Origin of the sequence: Bacillus sp. SH7-1, assembly GCF_008042405.1 — a bacterium.
In the GTDB taxonomy this organism is placed as follows: domain Bacteria; phylum Bacillota; class Bacilli; order Bacillales; family Bacillaceae_G; genus Bacillus_A; species Bacillus_A thuringiensis_N.
In genome coordinates this window covers 89,798-107,535 of record NZ_QNUD01000007.1, presented here as the reverse complement: position 1 = coordinate 107,535, position 17,738 = coordinate 89,798, and the positions used below count along the sequence as shown (strand labels likewise).

Below are 17,738 nucleotides of genomic sequence, written 5' to 3'. Positions count from 1 at the left end.
CTTAATCTCTTTTTTCTAATGTCATGCTCCATGCTGTTAAAATAACAGCACCTACTACCATAATGCCGCCTACCCAAGCTGTATGAATTAACCCTAACGAGTTCGTTACAATACCGCCTAAATAAGCACCAAGGGCAATCCCAGCATTAAACGCCGCAATATTAATTGCCGATGCAACATCGACAGCACTCGGTACAAATCGTTCAGCTAACATTACGACATATACTTGTAACCCTGGAACATTCATAAATGCGAATAGTCCCATGAAGATAATTGTAATTAACCCAGCTACCTTAAATGGTGCTGTAAATGTTAAAACAAATAATATAATCGCTTGAATAAAGAACATGTAAAATAGCGCTCGAATCGGATTATGATTCGATAATTTTCCGCCAATCACATTCCCTATTGCAATTGCGATTCCATACACTAATAAAATGATAGTAACCGTATTAGCTTTAAATCCTGTTACTTCTTGTAACAACGGAGATAAATACGTAAATGTTACGAATGTTCCCCCATATCCTAATGCAGTAATGATGAAAACTAGTAACAGTCTTCCGTTCGTAATCAATTTAAACTGATCACGGAATGATACAGACGCACCTTTTTTCATATTAGATGGGATGAGAATACTATTTGCAATTAAGGCAATAATTCCAATTACTACAATTGCTAAAAATGATGTTCTCCAGCCAAATTGTTGACCAATAAATGTTCCAATTGGTGCCCCTGTAATAGTTGCAACTGTTACACCAGTAAACATAATTGCAATGGCGCTAGCACGTTTATTTTCTGGTACAAGTGCCGCAGCAATCGTTGAACCAATTGACATAAACACACCATGCGAAAGTGCAGAAACAATTCGCGCAATAAGTAATACAGTGAAGCTTGTTGCGACAGCTGCAATTCCGTTACCAATAATGAAAATAATCATAATCCACATTAATAACGTTTTTCGTGACATATTAGCTGTTAACGACGTTAATACTGGAGCACCAAATGCTACTCCTAACGCATATAAAGAAACTGTTAAACCAGCTGTTGTCACCGACACATGTAAATCTTCCGAAATAGATGGTAATAAACCGACACTAACAAATTCAGTTGTCCCAATCCCGAACGCACTAATTGCTAGCGCTAATAACGCAAATATACTTCTTCGATTCGTCTGAACTTCTGAAGACGATGCTGTATATGAATTCAATTGAGTTTCCCCTCTTCCCCATAATTCCTATCATAATAGTGCGATAAAAAGGCCCTTTTATCTTTCAAAAAATATATTTAATTTCTACAAACGCTATTATGAATGGTTTCATTCTCTTTTTAAAGAACGCACTTTAAAGTACGATAGATACTTTTTAGTATCGTAAAGCTTGTCTCTCTCCTACATGTACTATTATGAAATATATTTAACATAATGAATAGTACGCACTTTAAAGTGCTGTAGGTACTAAAAAGTAACATAGTTAATTACTAGTACCATAAAGCTTGTTTCCCTCTCACATGTGCTATTATGAATGATATTTAACATAATAAAAAGTACGTACTTTAAAGTACTATAGGTACTAAAAAGTAACATTTATATAACCCAGCTTATTTTGCTCAAAAATTGAAATCTACATTCCATGAAGAAGACTTTCAAATGAAGAAATACACTTTTCCCGTAGAGGTAACTTTAGAGGACATTGCTTAAACGTGTAAAGGATCATGTTCATTACCGTAGACAAATAATAAAAAGGCAGAAACGAACAGAAATATGTTCATTTTTGCCTTTTTTATTTAATCATTAAAATGTACGACTTTTGGAAAGGAAATCTGCATGAGCTCCCGTTACACCACTTTGCCCCCAGTTTCCTGGAATCATTTCACGGATAAGGATAAGGACTTTATCCAAAGGTGCATGCGTATATTTAGATGTTACTTGTGTAAGTTCGTTTACCCACTTATCCTTTGTATCTTGATCAAATGTATTCCATATATCAATCTTAATAATAGCCATTCCATCAACGTTACCAGACGGTGTATCGTAAGACTCTTTTGTTTCCCAATTGGACACCCTACTTTTCTCAGCAAAGGTAGCATCACTTGCTACAGCCCCAGCTTTCCCCCAATTTTCTTTCTCAAGTTCCGTGATCAACACTTGAATTTTGTCAGGGACAATTTTTAATCGTTTTATTGTAAGTTCCGTTACATTATAAATGAATTCCTTCTTTTCTTCTGTTGACATGGTTGGCCAAGTATTTAGCTCGATTAATGGCATAGTATTGCCCCCTAAAGTTAATTATTTATTCACTAACTACAACTATTGGTTCAAATGATTTTTAACTGCTCTTACTACCAATTCGTGATCTTCTTCTGGTGGCAATCCTGAAACGGTTATCATTCCAATAACCCCTACGTTTTTTATTCTGATAGGAAAGCATCCACCAAACGCAGCATATTCCGAAGTATCTAAAAGATATTTTTCATTATATGAAATTCCAGTTATTTCACTTTGTATCTGCATATAATACGAGCTACGATCATGCAGGGAAACGACTCGCTTTTTACGCTCAATCCATTTCGTATTTTCCTCATTTGTCCCTGTCATCTTGAAATGAAATAATTGCACACCGTTTTTCGTTATATCAACAGCAATCAATTTCCCCTCTCGCTTTGCTGTTTCAACGATAAATAAACCTAATTGCAATGCATCTTCATTTGTAAAAGAGGAAAATTGAAGTGTTTCCTCCTCTTTTAAAATTTGTTTACTTATTTCATTCAAATTTGAAGTACTCATATCTTTAACCTCCATAATTGTTTTATGCCACTGCGGCATTTTTTGAAATTATTAGGCCACATAGTACAACCTTTCAATCAATCTGATTCTAAATAAAATGCTGTAACATCGTTGGTAACTAGTACCGTAAAGCTTGTTTTCTTCTTACTGGTGCTATTATGAATGATATTCAAAGTTATAAAAAGTACGCACTTTAAAGTGCTATAGGTACTTTAAAGTACTATTCTACTTATCCCTATCTTACAGAGACTATTATGAAATATATTTAACATCTTAAAAATGTATGTACTAAAGAATAATATTTTTCATATCAAACTTTTTGGTTCAATAGCTGTAATTCAAATTCATCAAATTTTTGTATCAAGACAAACGAAAAATAAAAAGAACCTAGCCGATACTAGATTCTTTTCTGATCAAAAAAATACTCTTATATTTCTCGTGTGTTGTTACAAACGACTTAGAATAGAACTACTACTAAAGGCTCATTTTAATTACAGTAAAAGATTGGTGAAACGAATACATTACACCACTTAAAAATAGGAGGCAACAAAAATGAGTGAAAAAACAGCAGGATTCTCACAAGTAAATCACGTCGGAATTACAGTAAGTAATTTAGAAAAATCTATCGTTTTTTATGAAGCATTAACAGGTAAGAAAGTATCAAATATCGATGAAATAGGCGGAAAGAGAATGGCGCAAACCCAAGGACTTGAAGATACTCGTATTAAATATGCCAATCTACACTTAGATAATTTGAATATTGACATTCTAGAATACGTTGTCCCTAAATCAGATAAAGCCTCTTACTCAAATGATCAAATTAGTGCGATGCATCTTTGTTTTGAAGTAGAAGATATCGATGCCGCTGTAGAACGTCTAAAAGCAATTGGAGTAGAACCAGATGGAGAGCCAATTGTCTTTCAAGAAGAAGACAGCTTAAAATCTGGATTTGGTACAGGCGTTGCCTACTTCCGTGATCCAGATGGTACTAATTTAGAACTTATCGCTCCAAAAGGTCCATTTAGACGTGAATAGTTAAAATTAATTAATACCGAAGCAGCCACCTTATCTGAAAGGTGGCTGCTTGTCGGTAAGTTGATAGATTGAATAAAAAAGGACAAACTCTCCAACTTGAGAAGTTTGTCCAAAAATAGATATTTCATATTCCACTACTTTGACAATACAATCAACAATCGTGAATTAGAATAATGACTTAATACTTGCTAAAACAGTAAGTACACCTACAATAATAACAAATACGTTACTCATTTTCCCTTTGTATTTAGCTAGTACTGGTACTTTTTGAATCGCATACATCGGTAATAGACATAAGATAGCAGCAACTAATGGACCGCTAAGTGAATCAATAATTCCAAGAATACTTGGATTTGCATAAGCAACATACCAGCATGTTAATACGACAAAAGTAAGGATTATTGTCTTTATTGTTTTTTCTTCTATATCTTTTCCACGTGTTTTACCAAACTTCATAATCACGTCACGCATTACCTCATATGCTCCGATATAGTGGCCAAGGAAAGACTTTGTAATAGCCACAAAAGCAATGAGTGGAGCTGCAATAGTGATTACAGGCGAATTAAGCTCATTAGCAAGATATGAAAGGATTGATAAGTTCTGCTCTTTTGCCATTTTAATATCATCTGGAGTCAAACTCAATGTACTGCTCCAGACGAAGAACATAACAACCGCAAATGTCATGATATAACAAACCTTTTGTATTTGCGCACATTTAGCATCAGTGGCTTCGATTCCATACGTAGCTCTCTGTTTCACAACAAATGATGAAATCATAGGTGAATGATTAAATGAGAATACGATGATTGGTAGAATCATTAATATCGTTCCAAAATACCCTGTTCCTGTTGAAGCAGTAGAAACAGCTGAAAAACTAAGCATTGACGTATTCCACTGTGGAATTAAAGATATTGCGATAAAAAGTAGAGAAGCTATGAAAGGATACACTAGCATACTCATAACCTTTACAGTGATATCTTGACCAAAATTCAGGATAGCGATAAGACCAAGAACTAATACAAGTGATAAAATAGCCCTTGGAGGTTCTGGCATGTGCAATTGATGCACGATAAAACTACTTGCAGTATTTGTAAGCGCAACCGAATACATTAGTACGATTGTATAAATTGAACCGAAATATACGATGTTAAAAATGATACTCGCTTTATTTCCGAAATACTCTCTAATTGTACCTGTGATCCCCTCATCAGCAGAATTAGAAGCGTATATCATTTTAGCAAGCGCCCTATGTGAGTAGTACATAACTGGATATGCAAGTAATGTAATTAGTAGTAAAGATAATAAACCACCTGAACCTGCATTAATCGGTAAAAAGAGCACCCCTGCTCCAATTGCAGTTCCAAATAGACTGAGTGCCCATGTTGTATCCTGCTTATGCCACTTTTTCGGATTTGCATATTGCTCATTTTTTAGTGCGGTATTTTCAGCTTGAACTTCTATTTTCTTTGCAGTATTCCCGTTCATATAATAACTCCCCCTTGTATCTATTCCTGCATCTCCCTTTTTAGCTACCGAATATTTTCCTTTTTGGGAAAATGAATTCCTTACAAGTTGCCCCACATTGCATGTCCTTCATCATAATAAATCCAAATTGAAACATTCGCTAGTTAGCGTCCTAATATAATTGTTAGCGTTCACAAAAAAGTTTACTCGTAATATCCGCTCTTTATATAAAGACCCTTAAGAGAACAATATAGAATAGACTTCATAAATACGTTGCAACATTTCTAATAACAGTGTATTACTTTAATGGTTTCTCTTTTTTACTTTTAACAGTAATTTTAGCTAAACCGGCCTCTCTTAATTTGCGAGGCATTTCTTTCTCAATTCTATACATTACTTTCATAACTTCGGCAGCACTGATGATATTGCTTACACAAGCCACTGAAGTACTTTACATACATTTTGCCTCTAATCACACACCTTTCTTAACTCATAATCGCATTTTTTATATTTTCTCCAGAGATAATAAAATTTCTCTCGACGCCCTCATTATAACGTGTATATTTATAAAATTAATATTTTTATATTTTCAGAAATATTTAATGGATATAATTTTACATGGATAACATTTTACAGTTAGCACGCAACCCTTGTTCCTATCACTTAAAATTGAATTAATTAGCATAAAATACACTAATATATTACTTATTCAAGTTACTCATCATACAAACATTTATATCCTTCTTTGTCAAAAATTTTTATTTCGAATAAAAAAAGATATTCTAATAAATAATTAATATGGTTAAAAATAAATATCTTATTGAATGTACAAACTAATTTTCAGGATATATATTATAGACATTGTATTCATATACATTTTTAGGAAGATATATTTTTTACTTTATGGCAATAAGAGGACCGCTAACATTTTACAAAAACCTACGCTAAACGCAAAAATACAATAAGCTGCCCATATCGGGCAGCTTTATTTACATAACAATTGTTATCAGAGGTGTGCAAACAACTCACTTCAAATTCATCTTAATTCGAGTTTTTTCAACTCTTCTTCAGAAATATCCCTATGTTTGTAATGAATCGTTTTTACATCATTTCCTTTTATACGAAAAATAATTGTGTCCTCTCCATAAGGCGGATTGTGTGCACCCTCAAAGGTTTGAATTTGAACAGCTATATAGAAAATAGAGTTTACTTCGTCTTTTTTTATTTCAAGTATTTTTTCAGAACCTCGATACCAAAGTTTCGGTTCCTTATAATAGTTTTCAACCTCTTTACTTATCGGCTCTAATAAGAGCTCAATGACTACTTCTTTTAAAAACTTTTTTGGTACAGGTATTCTGTTGATTTTCTTTCTTTTCACATCAATAATTCCCCAAAAATCAACGCTCTTTTCAACAGTATAAAGAACATTCGTACCATCAGCTTTCCAAAGATAAAAATAACCTTTATTTCCCTTAATATATAATCGTGGTTCATCAATCCACTCACCTTCTGTTTGGACTATCCCTAGAAACAGTTGAGTAAGTGGCGTTATCTTATAACCTAATTGATTAAAATCACCAAACGAATAAAGTTCATAACCAGTTAAATCTATGTCAAAGTTTACGTTTATACTATTTTCCTTTTTTACAATTGCCTGAACAGAAATACAGGGTAATATAAAACTAAGAAAACACATAATGCTAACCATTGTTAGTCTTATTTCCATAACATCAATCCTCTCTTTTATTAAGATGCAACAAAAGAGAGGATTTTATTGATTATTGCACAACCTAACAAATTAAAACCCCTCATTAACTAACTCTTTGATCGAGTTTAATTTTGAAGAAAGCTCGATAAACCATTCTTCATCCCCTGTTAATAATGCTAGGTCTATAAGATAAAGAATTTGCTCTTTATTTACTGCCTTTGACTCTGGGAGTTTGTTAACATGTTTACTATAAAGTGAAATTGCTTCGTTCATTGTATACTTGTTGTCACGTTTCACAATAATAACTGTAACTACATCTTCTACATCATCAAGGGATGCAATGTAACCAACTATTAATTCACCTTCATTTGAAATTCCTCGAACCCAATCTCCTACTTTTAAAATATGATTATTATTTGACATCATACTTTTTCACCTTCTTACAAATTATTTTTAATGACGATAAACAAGATATAAAAACAAAATCGAACTGTAATATTTTCTATTACATTTAAATGTTAAGAACTTACGGCTATTTAACAATTAAGCCGTTTAACGTTCTTTATTGATGAGATCAACAACTTCTTTCATTGTATAATTCTTTAAGTATTCACCTAGATGTTCTTCCGCACCTAAAAAAATTGTGAAAAGGACTTTTTGCATATTCAAACCTACAATACACTGATTATTTGATTCCGGGCATTTAGGTTGCAAAGCACCTTCAGAGGTTATTTGATAAATATGCCAGAGATTAACTTCACTTAAATCGCGAGCGAAAATAAAACCTCCACCAGTACCCTCTTTTGATTGTATAAACTTATGTTTTTTTAACAAACTTAGTACTTTACGAATGCGCACTGGGTGAACACCTGCGCTTTCTGAAATAGCATTACTTGTTGACATTCGGTCTGGCTGTAGAGCTAAATAAGTTAAACTGTGAATGGCCAAGGTAAAGTCGCTACTCATGGTTTTCCTCCTACGATAAAGAATAATGTTTCTGGCATGTTAACTTACTGTAGCCATAAATATTACAGATACGTTAGTCGAACATTAAAATATATAAGAATCATTCTTAGCATAAAAAATAAATTCCTTTATATTTTATCCGAACTCACCTATATCCCATAACTCCATTTAGCTTTTTAAATTAAAAATACATTTAAAGACTCCATTGTTTCTTCACTTGCTCTTCTGCCAATTGTTTAATTTTTGTCCATATCGTATCTTTATTCACAATAACATTTGTTTGATAATTTCTATCGTTATAATTAACTGTAACGCATACTTCTATCATTTTCTGCTTTCTCCTTTCAAATTTTTTTATATTTAATTGCTGAAAAGTCTTGGATTTAGTTATAATCTCTAACCTATAACTTCATTTTTTAATAATCAAATTTAAAAATCCCACTGTTTTTTGACTTGTTCTTCTGCCAATTGTTTAATCTTTGTCCACACCGTATCTTTGCTTACAATAACATTTGTTTGGTAGTTTCTATCTTTATAATTAACTGTAACGCATACTTCTATCACCTTTTGTTTCCTCCTTTCGAAAAATTTCCCTTTCATACTATTCCTTATTAGTTAGCCAACTTTTGCAGTTCAATATTTAAGAATGTTCGAACGCTACGTGGTAAAAATTTACGAATTTCTTCGTCATTAAAACCAATCTGTAATCTTTTCTCGTCCAGCATAATTGGGCGACGCAACATGAGCGGATGCTCAATTATTAATTTATAAAATTCATTCAGCGAAAGCTCATCTATATTTATATTTAAGTCTTGAAAAGTTTTGGATCTAGTTGAAATAATTTCAGTAGCACCCTCTTCCGTTAAACGAAGAATGGATTTAAGTTCATCCACTGTCATAGAATTGGATACGATATTTTTTTCAGTATAATCAATTTGATTCTCCTCCAGCCATGCTTTCGCTTTTCGACATGAACCACAGCTTGCTGTTGTATATAAAACCACCATATTTCACTCACTCCTTTAATGTTCTTTATGGAACGTACATTTTAATTGTCGGTTATGAAAATGTATTAAAAAAAATTACAGTTTAGAATCAAATACACGTAATATTATTTATTCGGCAATTTTTCGTTTATTTCTACTATTCATTTCTTTTCATGCTTCTTTTATAAAATGATTGAAACTACATTTTACAGATGATGACAACTCACCTCTAAAAAGCTTACTGTAATTTTAAACCTTACAGTTCTATTAATCAAATGTTAAGTCTTGGAATAATTAATCATTTTTTTGTGTGAATTTCCCCATAGCGTTATAGCGAACCAATTTCCAATGCACTTCAAAATACATTTTATTCATTTCTTACTTACAAGTGCTATTATGGATTATATTTAGCCTAATAAAAAGTACGCACTTTAAAGTATTATAGATACTAAAAAGTAACATATGCATTTTCAAATGTAGTTCTGCTTATTTATCTCTTACATCGGTTATTATGACCGATATTTAGCACAATAAATAGTACGCACTTTAAAGTGTCATAGGCACTAAAAAGAAATAATTTTAGTATTACAAAGTATGTAGGTTCAAAACTGTAATCTAAATTCATCAAAGGAGTTTTTTTATGAAGACATACAATATTCCTGTAGAAGCGACTTTAGAAGTTATTGGAGGAAAGTGGAAAGTTGTTATCCTTTGTCATTTAAAAAAAGGAACAAAAAGAACGAGCGAATTAAAACGTTTAATGTCCGGTATTACTCAAAAAATGTTAACACAACAATTACGTGAACTAGAAGAAGACGATGTAATCCAAAGAAAAGTGTATGACCAAGTACCACCGAAAGTAGAGTACTCTTTAACGGATTACGGTTCTTCTTTAGGAGCCATACTCGATTCCCTCTGCACTTGGGGAGAAGTTCATCTTGAAAAAAACGGGAATACGTCCATGCTTATTACAGCTGATGAATAGTAATTGTTCCTACTATATTGAAAACCAAAAATAGGTTGAGGTAATACATGCCCCAACCTATTTTTTATACGTCTTTATAACTTTTTGCGGTAATAACTGTTTCAAATTCAAAGGTTTCCGGCAGATGATCGGCGTAAGAGTACTCAAAAGTGCGTCCATCAGTCAAGTAGGCTACTTGTTCGACTCGCATTAAAAAGTCATGATTTGTTAAGCTCATAAATTGCTTTTCTTTATCATCTGGGCGAACCCCTTTGACCCTAACAACGGATGTTCCTACTTCAAGACCTAGTTTATTTTGAATGTGCGAGTAGATCGATTCCTCTAAAACCGAAGCTTCAACACCTGGGATGACCGAAATAGGCATCCATGTATGCTCCATAATCGTTGGGATATTGTGAATGATGCGGAGGCGGATGATTTTATATACAAAATCCCCCACTGAAAGGCCCAATTTTTCAGCAATGATTTCATCGGAACCGACAATCGTAAACTCGATAATTTTACTTTCTACCTCGCTGCCATAAACAGCTTTCGTACCTGTTAAAGTTTGAATCATTCGTGCCTTTTCCTGCTGACGCCAATCTTGAACGACTGTTCCACTTCCGCGCCGGCGGATGATGTATCCGTCTCTCACTAGCAGATCCAGCGCTTTTTTAATAGTAAGAGCTGAAACGCCAAATTCTTCAGCAAGGACGGGACTGCTTGGGATTTTTTCGTTAATTTTATATTCACCGTCTAAAATTTTCTGTTTAATTTTTTGATAGATGCCGAGGTATTTTACTTGTGTTGATCCGCTTGCCATTTCCATACCTCCTTTATACTGTATGCCCTCTTCTATTCATTCAAGTTTAAAGCCTCAAGTTTGTAAACGGAAGGTGATGGAGCAGCAAACCCATTTTCTAAAATTTCAATATTCGTTACCGCTTCTTCATCTTTCACAAGCTTTGGTGCACCATTAACGATTGCTTCATACGCTGCATCATAAAAACGACCGTAATCACCAAGTGGCGTTTTAATTTGTTTTTCAATCCAATCACCGTTTGCATTGCGATATTTAGCAATTCCATAGTACATCGGCGAATCTTCACCAAATCCTGCACTCTCAGGCATAATACCCGCTTTCAGATCATTTTCCTGCTGATCTTCACCGTATTTTATAAACGATCCATTTGTTCCATGGATGATAAAGCGTGGATAATCTTTTGCTACAACATGGTTCGTTTTCAGTTTAATTTTTAGCTTATTTCCGTAATGTAGACTAACATCAAAATAATTATCAACCGCACCTTCCACTTCATTATTACGAATATCGTATGTCACCGTATCTGGACGGCCAAATAGTGAAATCATGCGGTCCATCGTATGAATACCTAAACTATAAAATGAACCTTCTTCTTTCGGACCTTCGTGAGTGATTGAACCCGGACGGAAATAATCAATATGTGATTCAACCTCAACGATATCACCAAGGAATCCTTGTTCTACAACTTGCTTCACCGCTAAAAAATCACCATCAAAACGGCGGTTTTGATAAGGCATAACTACTACACCTTTTTCTCGCCCTAAAGCTAACAATTCTTTCGCATGTTCTACTGTATCGCAAAATGGTTTTTCAACGATAACTGATTTTCCAGCAAGTATAACTTTTTTCGCTAATTCGTAATGCGTATGTGCTGGCGTACAGACCGTCACCACTTGAATTTCTTTATCATTCAACAATTCATCCAAATCAGTAGTGAAACTAACACCTTTTTCCTCATATGGAGCCGCTAATTCTTCATTAATTTGTCGAGCAAAAATCGTTTTCACTTTTATATTTTCACGTGTATTTACATAAGGTAAATGATAGCGGTTAGCTGATTTTCCAAATCCAATAAAGCCCATTGTTAATGTCATATTCTTCAACTTCCTTGCTCATAAAATTTTGTTTCTATTTTTATTATATATTTTTATTATTAAAAGTATATAGTTTTGACTTTAAATATATATAACAAATAAAAAAGTCGGGATACAAATCATTTCGATTTTCATCCCGACTTTTTACTTCAAATTATGGATTTATAAATTTAAGCATTGTTTAAGTGCTATTAGATTACACTCTTATTCATACATATAAGAACGTGTCATCGGAATTGTATCGTTAATACCTTTTGTAAATACAAATTGATGTAAATCAATATTACCTGTAAAGAACGAAGCTGCACATGCATTTAAATATAAGCGCCACATACGAATGAATCGCTCATCTTTCGTTTTGCGAACTTCCTCCAGTACGTTTTCAAAATTTCGAGACCAATGTTGTAATGTTTTCCCGTAATGTCTACGTAAGCTTTCCACATCAACAATGAAAAATTGTTCGTTTGTCATGTTCGTGATTAATTCGTTAACAGCAGGGACATAACCGCCAGGGAATATATACTTTTCAATCCAACCATTCGTAGCACCACCATTGGCCGGAGAAGTAATACAATGAAGTAGAGAAATCCCACCATCATTTAGTAGTGTATTCACTGTCTCAAAGTATTGCGTAATGTTGTCTTTTCCTACATGTTCAATCATACCTACACTAACAATTTTATCAAATTTGCGATTCTTAATATCGCGGTAATCAAGTAAAGATACTTCAACTAAATCCGTAAGTCCCTCTTGTTTGATTCGCTCGGAAGTCTTAGCATATTGTTCCTCACTTAACGTTACTCCCATCGCTTTCACACCGTACTGCTTAGCGGCAGCTGTAATGAGCTCACCCCACCCGCAACCAATGTCTAATAACGTATCACCTTTTTGAAGGTTCAACTTTTTCAAAATATGATTCACTTTATTATGTTGGGCTGTCGTTAAAGAATCTTGCTCACTTTGGAAATATGCACAAGAATATGTCATTGTTTCATCAAGCCACAATTTATAGAAATCGTTCCCAATATCATAATGATGAGCAATATCATCTTTATTTTTTTGTTTCGAGAAATTCCATTTACTTTTGAAATATTGCAACTTACTATCACCTAAAAAGCTGTCCTGCCTTTTATAAATAGATTGAATTGCTTTTTCAAGGTTCCCCTCTATTTCAAGGTCCCCATTCATATATGCTTCACCGAATGCAATAGAAGGATCCTTTGCCATTTCTTTTTTGGAAAGCGGCTTATGGAATGTTACATGAAATTGAGGTTCCCCTTCTCCATATTGTATTGTTTCTCCATTCCAAAGTGTAATTTGAACCGGATCTAAAAAAAGATTTTTGAGTATTTTTTTATAAAAAAGTTCTTCAACCATCTAGACATCTCCTACTAAAAAAATTGAACAAAAAAACTATACTAGTTAATAAGTTTTTTTGAACATAGCTTAAAACCATTATGACTTCTTGCTACGAGTGCCATTATAAAACGGTTATATTATGAAGCATAGTACGTACTTTAAAGTGATGAAGGCACTTTTAAGTACCTATGATGAATGATGCGTTAAACATTCTCCCTAGCTAAAACAGCTGTTGATAAGGTATAGCCACTTACTTTTTTAAAGATTCATACTGAAAAACACCACCTCGTCATTAGGTGGTGTTTTCAATATTACATATAGAGATTTCACTTAACTTTACTATTTTTTCTATCTATACATCGTTCTCCCCATACGGTCAATTGATTTAATACATTTTGCAAAGACCACCCATAATCAGTTAAGGAGTATTCTACTCGGGGTGGAATTTCTTTATAGATTTCACGTGTAATCACACCATCATCTTCCAGCTCACGTAGTTGTTGCGTCAACATTCTAACAGAAATTTCAGGAATTAGACGCTGCAATTCACTCGTTCGCTTCGTTCCTTTCGTTAAGTGACATAAAATGACGACCTTCCACTTTCCCCCGATAATTTCTAAAGTTGCTTCTATCGGTATATTATATTGTTTCACGCGATTTCCCCTCCTTTTTCTAAATTTCTTCTCTATTGTTGCGTAAAAACAGATAATTTTCTATACGGCACATTTTAGTTCCTACAGCACAAAAAAGTACCTATATTACAAAAAAGTAATTATGCCGTTTAAAAATCTCCCTCTATACAAAAAGAAAAAACGAGCGTATTTTCGCTCGTTTTTTCTTTCTTTATTCAGCTGCTGTTATAAGCATAGACGTGTTACCATTCTTTTCAAGATGATTTTCTCCCCAGTTACAAAGAGAATCCAGTATAGCATCTAAAGAATGACCGTAATCCGTTAAAGAATACTCTACTTTTGGCGGCACTTGATTATACACTTTTCTCTCGATTACACCATCTTCTTCTAATTCACGTAATTGCTGTGTTAACATCTTTTGTGTAATACCAGACATTAATTGTTTTAATTCGCACGTTCTCTTTTTGTCTTTCTTTAAATGACAAAGGATAACTACTTTCCACTTTCCACCGATAACCTCTAAAGTCGCCTCTACAGGAATATTGTATGTTTTCATATAAAAATCTCCTTTAATAATGTTATAAGGCAATTAAGCTAAAGATTTAAATATTACTTTTAAGTATCTATAGCACCTTAAAGTACGTACTTTTTATTCTGTTAAACATGTTTCATAATAGCATACGTAAACAGCAGATGAGTAGTACGGCACTAAAAAGTACCTGTATTACTTTTTAGTATCTATATCACTTTAAAGTACGTACTTTTCATTATGTAAAATACATTTCATAATAGCATTTGTAAGAGTTGAGTGAGTCATGCAGTGTTAGAAATTACCCATGTTATCTTTTAGTGCTAACGTACTTTTTTAACTGTTTATATACTTTTATCATGCCTTTTGTCAGACAATTAAATGATATATATTGATTTTTAAATACAATTTAGGAGGATATCTATAATGAGTAAATTACTAAATGAAAAAATCGGTTTTGGTACAGCACCACTAGGAAATATGTACCGTAATATCCCAGAAGAAGAAGCAATCGCTACAGTAGATGCTGCTTGGGAGAATGGCGTTCGTTACTTTGATACAGCTCCACTTTATGGATCTGGCTTAGCGGAGATTCGTCTTGGTGAAGCACTATCAAAAAGAAATCGTGATGATTACTTTTTAAGTACGAAAGTAGGTCGAACGATTTCAGATGAACTAGAAGATCCATCTGCACGTGATTTAGGTGAAAAAGGCGGACTGTTCGAATTTGGTCGTAAAAATAAAATGATCAATGATTATAGCGCAGATGCAACACTTCGTTCTATTGAGCAAAGTCTGAAACGTTTAAAAACAGATCGACTAGACTTTGTTTTCATTCATGATTTAGCACAAGATTTTTATGGTGATGAGTGGATTTCACAATTTGAAATTGCTCGAACAGGAGCATTCCGTGCGCTAACACGCTTACGTGAAGAAGGCGTCATTAAAGGCTGGGGACTTGGAGTAAACAAAGTAGAATCGATTGAACTTATGCTTGATTTAGAAGAAGCGAAGCCAAATATATCTTTACTAGCTGGTCGTTATTCATTACTAGACCACGAGCGTGCATTGCAACGAGTAATGCCTGCAGCTGTTAAGCATAATATGGATATTGTTGTTGGTGGCCCATATAGCTCAGGTATTCTTGCTGGAGGCGCTCACTTCGAATATCAAAAAGCATCGCCAGAAATTATTGCAAAAGTTGAGAAAATCAAAGCTCTTGCAGATCGTCACGAAATCAGCATCAAAGCTGCTGCATTACAATTTTCACTAGCGAATCCAGCAGTTGCTGCTGTTGTTCCTGGTGCAAGTAAACCAGAACGAATTGTAGAAGATCAAAACGCCTTAAACACAATAATTCCAGCAGCATTCTGGGAAGAAATGCGCGAACAAAAACTAGTAGCACCTAATGCACCACTACCAATCAACGTAAAATAATTTAAAACCTTAATCAGTGGGAGCATCCCCCACTGATTATTTGCTTGCAAATATCGAGATAAAAAGGAGCGTAATGAACATGGCACATACTACTACATCTATGGAAGTTTTCGGTTCACCTGAACAAGTATGGCAATTAATCGGCGGTTTCAACTCCCTTCCAGACTGGTTACCTTATATACCTAGCAGTAAATTAACTGAAGGCGGTCGTGTACGTCATCTAGCTAATCCAGATGGCGATACAATTATAGAACGATTAGAAGTATTCAATGAGAAAGAGCGCTACTACACGTATTCAATCATGAATGCACCGTTCCCAGTCACAAATTATTTATCTACAATCCAGGTTAAAGAAGGTACTGAAAGTAACACATCGTTAGTAGAGTGGTCTGGTACATTCACTCCTGTTGAGGTTAGTGATGAAGAGGCAATAAATCTGTTTCATGGTATTTACAGTGATGGATTGAAAGCATTGCAGCAAGCGTTTCTAGACTGACTACTAAAAACAATGAAAAGCAAAGCGATATCGCTTTGCTTTTTTATAAAATCCCTTTTAACTTTTCACCAATTAACTTCGCTACATACTCATAGCCTTCTGGTCCAAAGTGTAATCCATCTTTTTCATCATTTTCTACAAACCTTTTATAATTCAGTTCTTGAATCATTTCAGCATACAAATTTAGAAAATAGCTTCCTGTTTCTTTCGCCACTTCCTCTACCACGTCTGCATACTGACCGAGCACTTCATTTGTTCTATTATGCTGCCTCTCTTCATCAACTGGGGCAGGACTAATAAGCAGTACTTTACCTGACGAAATATGTTTCACAATCTTCTCTAAATTTTCTTTGTATGCTTGTAATGACCCTTGTGAAAAAGAAACTGCATCATTCGTGCCAAGAAAAACTGTTACGAAATCTGGTTTATGTGATAATACATCTTCTTCAATCCTATTTAACGCATCGAATGTATTATCACCTGGAACACCTGCATTCACCACTTCCCAATTTAAGAATATCCTTTGTAACCTTGGTGTTAATCTAGGTGTACCATCAAAAAATACATCATCAGCTGTAATACTATCACCGAAGCATACTAACGTTTTCATTAGACTTTCTCTCCTTTTACGTATGAAACAACTTTCCTTCTACCGCCTTAATATATCTTTCAGCAGAACGTTCCACTGCCTCATTTGCATTCTCTTTTACTACGCGATGAAAAGCGTTGTATAAACGATCAAACTGTAACGGCTTCACTCGATTCACCATTTCTTCCACTTTTCTCGCTGGTAATGGAATTAAGTTTGGATAGCTATACATAAAACTTACCCATCGCTCATCTGCTACAACTTGAATAATATCACCTGTTAACAAAATTCCTTTTCCGTCATTACCTTCTTCCCAATGTAAGACAGATCCACCTTTAAAATGTCCTCCTAAACGATGAATGACTAATCCATCAGCTAATTGTAAAGACTCACCAGACCAATAAATAATACGACTACTCGGGCGCATCACCCACTCTTTATCATCTTCGTGTATATAAATTGGTACATCAAATGTCTCTGCCCATTCTACTTGCGTTGAATAATAATGAGGATGAGACAATGCAATTGCATCTAATCCGCCAAGCTCTTTTATTTTTGCAATTGTCATTTCATCTAAATAAGTAATGCAGTCCCATAATAATCGATATGATTCTGTTTTCACTACAAATGCTGTTTGACCGATTGCAAACCCTGGTTTTGTCGTAATACTATAAAGCCCGTTTTCTTCTTCGAGTATTTCATTTTTATATGTATCACTTATTTGCAAATTTTCTAAAGTCGTCCAAGACTGCCCTTTCGGATTCACATATTGCCTTTCTTCATCACAAATATGACAACTCACCGGTTCCTCTACACTCGCTGCATACTGCACGCCACACGTTGTACAAACGAAATTTTTCATCATAATTCCCCC

At 34.2% G+C, this 17,738-nt stretch carries 21 protein-coding genes; 4 read left to right on the top strand and 17 right to left on the bottom strand.

The window, feature by feature from the left end:
• Position 1 precedes the first annotated feature (1 nt).
• The 3 genes from DN390_RS06880 to DN390_RS06870 all read right to left on the bottom strand — a co-directional run bounded on the left by DN390_RS06880 (position 2) and on the right by DN390_RS06870 (position 2,821).
• A complete protein-coding gene (locus tag DN390_RS06880) occupies positions 2-1,207 on the bottom strand; it encodes an MFS transporter (protein WP_147806920.1) in 1,206 nt (401 codons plus the stop codon).
• A gap of 582 nt (positions 1,208-1,789) precedes the next feature.
• Entirely contained in the window at positions 1,790-2,263 is a 474-nt protein-coding gene (locus DN390_RS06875; protein WP_147806919.1) for a tautomerase family protein, read from the bottom strand.
• A gap of 42 nt (positions 2,264-2,305) precedes the next feature.
• Entirely contained in the window at positions 2,306-2,821 is a 516-nt protein-coding gene (locus DN390_RS06870; protein ID WP_141525167.1) for a heme-degrading domain-containing protein, read from the bottom strand.
• Positions 2,822-3,334: 513 nt separating this feature from the next.
• Here DN390_RS06870 and DN390_RS06865 point away from each other — a divergent pair.
• Positions 3,335-3,817 (top strand): VOC family protein, encoded by a 483-nt coding sequence (locus DN390_RS06865; protein WP_147806918.1) that lies wholly within the window; start codon positions 3,335-3,337, stop codon positions 3,815-3,817.
• Positions 3,818-3,982: 165 nt separating this feature from the next.
• Here the strand turns inward: DN390_RS06865 and DN390_RS06860 are convergent, their stop codons facing one another.
• The 7 genes from DN390_RS06860 to spxA all read right to left on the bottom strand — a co-directional run bounded on the left by DN390_RS06860 (position 3,983) and on the right by spxA (position 8,962).
• Positions 3,983-5,302 (bottom strand): aromatic amino acid transport family protein, encoded by a 1,320-nt coding sequence (locus DN390_RS06860; protein WP_147806917.1) that lies wholly within the window; start codon positions 5,300-5,302, stop codon positions 3,983-3,985.
• A 1,015-nt stretch (positions 5,303-6,317) separates the two neighbouring features.
• Entirely contained in the window at positions 6,318-7,007 is a 690-nt protein-coding gene (locus DN390_RS06855) for a DUF3888 domain-containing protein (protein WP_147806916.1), read from the bottom strand.
• 72 nt (positions 7,008-7,079) lie between these two features.
• Positions 7,080-7,415: an IDEAL domain-containing protein gene (locus DN390_RS06850; protein ID WP_060631655.1), complete on the bottom strand. Its 336-nt coding sequence runs from the start codon at positions 7,413-7,415 to the stop codon at positions 7,080-7,082.
• A gap of 126 nt (positions 7,416-7,541) precedes the next feature.
• Complete coding sequence (gene saiR / locus DN390_RS06845) at positions 7,542-7,955, bottom strand: Rrf2-family transcriptional regulator SaiR (protein ID WP_060631656.1); 414 nt, start codon at positions 7,953-7,955, stop codon at positions 7,542-7,544.
• Positions 7,956-8,148: 193 nt separating this feature from the next.
• The gene (locus tag DN390_RS06840) at positions 8,149-8,283 is read right to left on the bottom strand and encodes a BA3454 family stress response protein (RefSeq protein ID WP_000573529.1); all 135 of its coding nucleotides are present in this window, start codon (positions 8,281-8,283) and stop codon (positions 8,149-8,151) included.
• Positions 8,284-8,384: 101 nt separating this feature from the next.
• A complete protein-coding gene (locus DN390_RS06835) occupies positions 8,385-8,519 on the bottom strand; it encodes a BA3454 family stress response protein (protein ID WP_000573519.1) in 135 nt (44 codons plus the stop codon).
• A gap of 47 nt (positions 8,520-8,566) precedes the next feature.
• A complete protein-coding gene (spxA, locus tag DN390_RS06830) occupies positions 8,567-8,962 on the bottom strand; it encodes a transcriptional regulator SpxA (protein WP_000261180.1) in 396 nt (131 codons plus the stop codon).
• Positions 8,963-9,581: 619 nt separating this feature from the next.
• Between spxA and DN390_RS06825 the strand changes: the two genes are divergently transcribed.
• Entirely contained in the window at positions 9,582-9,926 is a 345-nt protein-coding gene (locus DN390_RS06825) for a winged helix-turn-helix transcriptional regulator (protein WP_147806915.1), read from the top strand.
• Between the two features lie 64 nt (positions 9,927-9,990).
• On the opposite strand, the gene DN390_RS06820 is transcribed toward DN390_RS06825, so the two are convergent.
• The 5 genes from DN390_RS06820 to DN390_RS06800 all read right to left on the bottom strand — a co-directional run bounded on the left by DN390_RS06820 (position 9,991) and on the right by DN390_RS06800 (position 14,369).
• Positions 9,991-10,728: a GntR family transcriptional regulator gene (locus DN390_RS06820; protein ID WP_147806914.1), complete on the bottom strand. Its 738-nt coding sequence runs from the start codon at positions 10,726-10,728 to the stop codon at positions 9,991-9,993.
• A 32-nt stretch (positions 10,729-10,760) separates the two neighbouring features.
• Positions 10,761-11,822 carry an oxidoreductase gene (locus tag DN390_RS06815; protein WP_147806913.1) on the bottom strand — a complete coding sequence of 354 codons (1,062 nt, stop codon included), beginning with the start codon at positions 11,820-11,822 and terminating at the stop codon, positions 10,761-10,763.
• A 204-nt stretch (positions 11,823-12,026) separates the two neighbouring features.
• Complete coding sequence (locus DN390_RS06810) at positions 12,027-13,199, bottom strand: cyclopropane-fatty-acyl-phospholipid synthase (protein WP_147806912.1); 1,173 nt, start codon at positions 13,197-13,199, stop codon at positions 12,027-12,029.
• Between the two features lie 308 nt (positions 13,200-13,507).
• The gene (locus DN390_RS06805; protein WP_000816333.1) at positions 13,508-13,834 is read right to left on the bottom strand and encodes a winged helix-turn-helix transcriptional regulator; all 327 of its coding nucleotides are present in this window, start codon (positions 13,832-13,834) and stop codon (positions 13,508-13,510) included.
• Between the two features lie 190 nt (positions 13,835-14,024).
• Entirely contained in the window at positions 14,025-14,369 is a 345-nt protein-coding gene (locus tag DN390_RS06800; protein ID WP_071771906.1) for a winged helix-turn-helix transcriptional regulator, read from the bottom strand.
• Between the two features lie 399 nt (positions 14,370-14,768).
• Between DN390_RS06800 and DN390_RS06795 the strand changes: the two genes are divergently transcribed.
• Positions 14,769-15,779, top strand: a complete 1,011-nt coding sequence (locus DN390_RS06795) for an aldo/keto reductase (RefSeq protein WP_098264947.1) — start codon at positions 14,769-14,771, stop codon at positions 15,777-15,779.
• 79 nt (positions 15,780-15,858) lie between these two features.
• Complete coding sequence (locus DN390_RS06790) at positions 15,859-16,275, top strand: SRPBCC family protein (protein WP_060631664.1); 417 nt, start codon at positions 15,859-15,861, stop codon at positions 16,273-16,275.
• A gap of 43 nt (positions 16,276-16,318) precedes the next feature.
• Here DN390_RS06790 and DN390_RS06785 read toward each other — a convergent pair whose 3' ends face one another.
• Both DN390_RS06785 and DN390_RS06780 read right to left on the bottom strand, forming a co-directional pair.
• On the bottom strand, positions 16,319-16,885 hold the full coding sequence (locus DN390_RS06785) for an SGNH/GDSL hydrolase family protein (protein ID WP_060631665.1): 567 nt from the start codon (positions 16,883-16,885) through the stop codon (positions 16,319-16,321).
• 16 nt (positions 16,886-16,901) lie between these two features.
• Positions 16,902-17,729 carry an MBL fold metallo-hydrolase gene (locus DN390_RS06780; RefSeq protein ID WP_147806911.1) on the bottom strand — a complete coding sequence of 276 codons (828 nt, stop codon included), beginning with the start codon at positions 17,727-17,729 and terminating at the stop codon, positions 16,902-16,904.
• Positions 17,730-17,738: the final 9 nt, after the last annotated feature.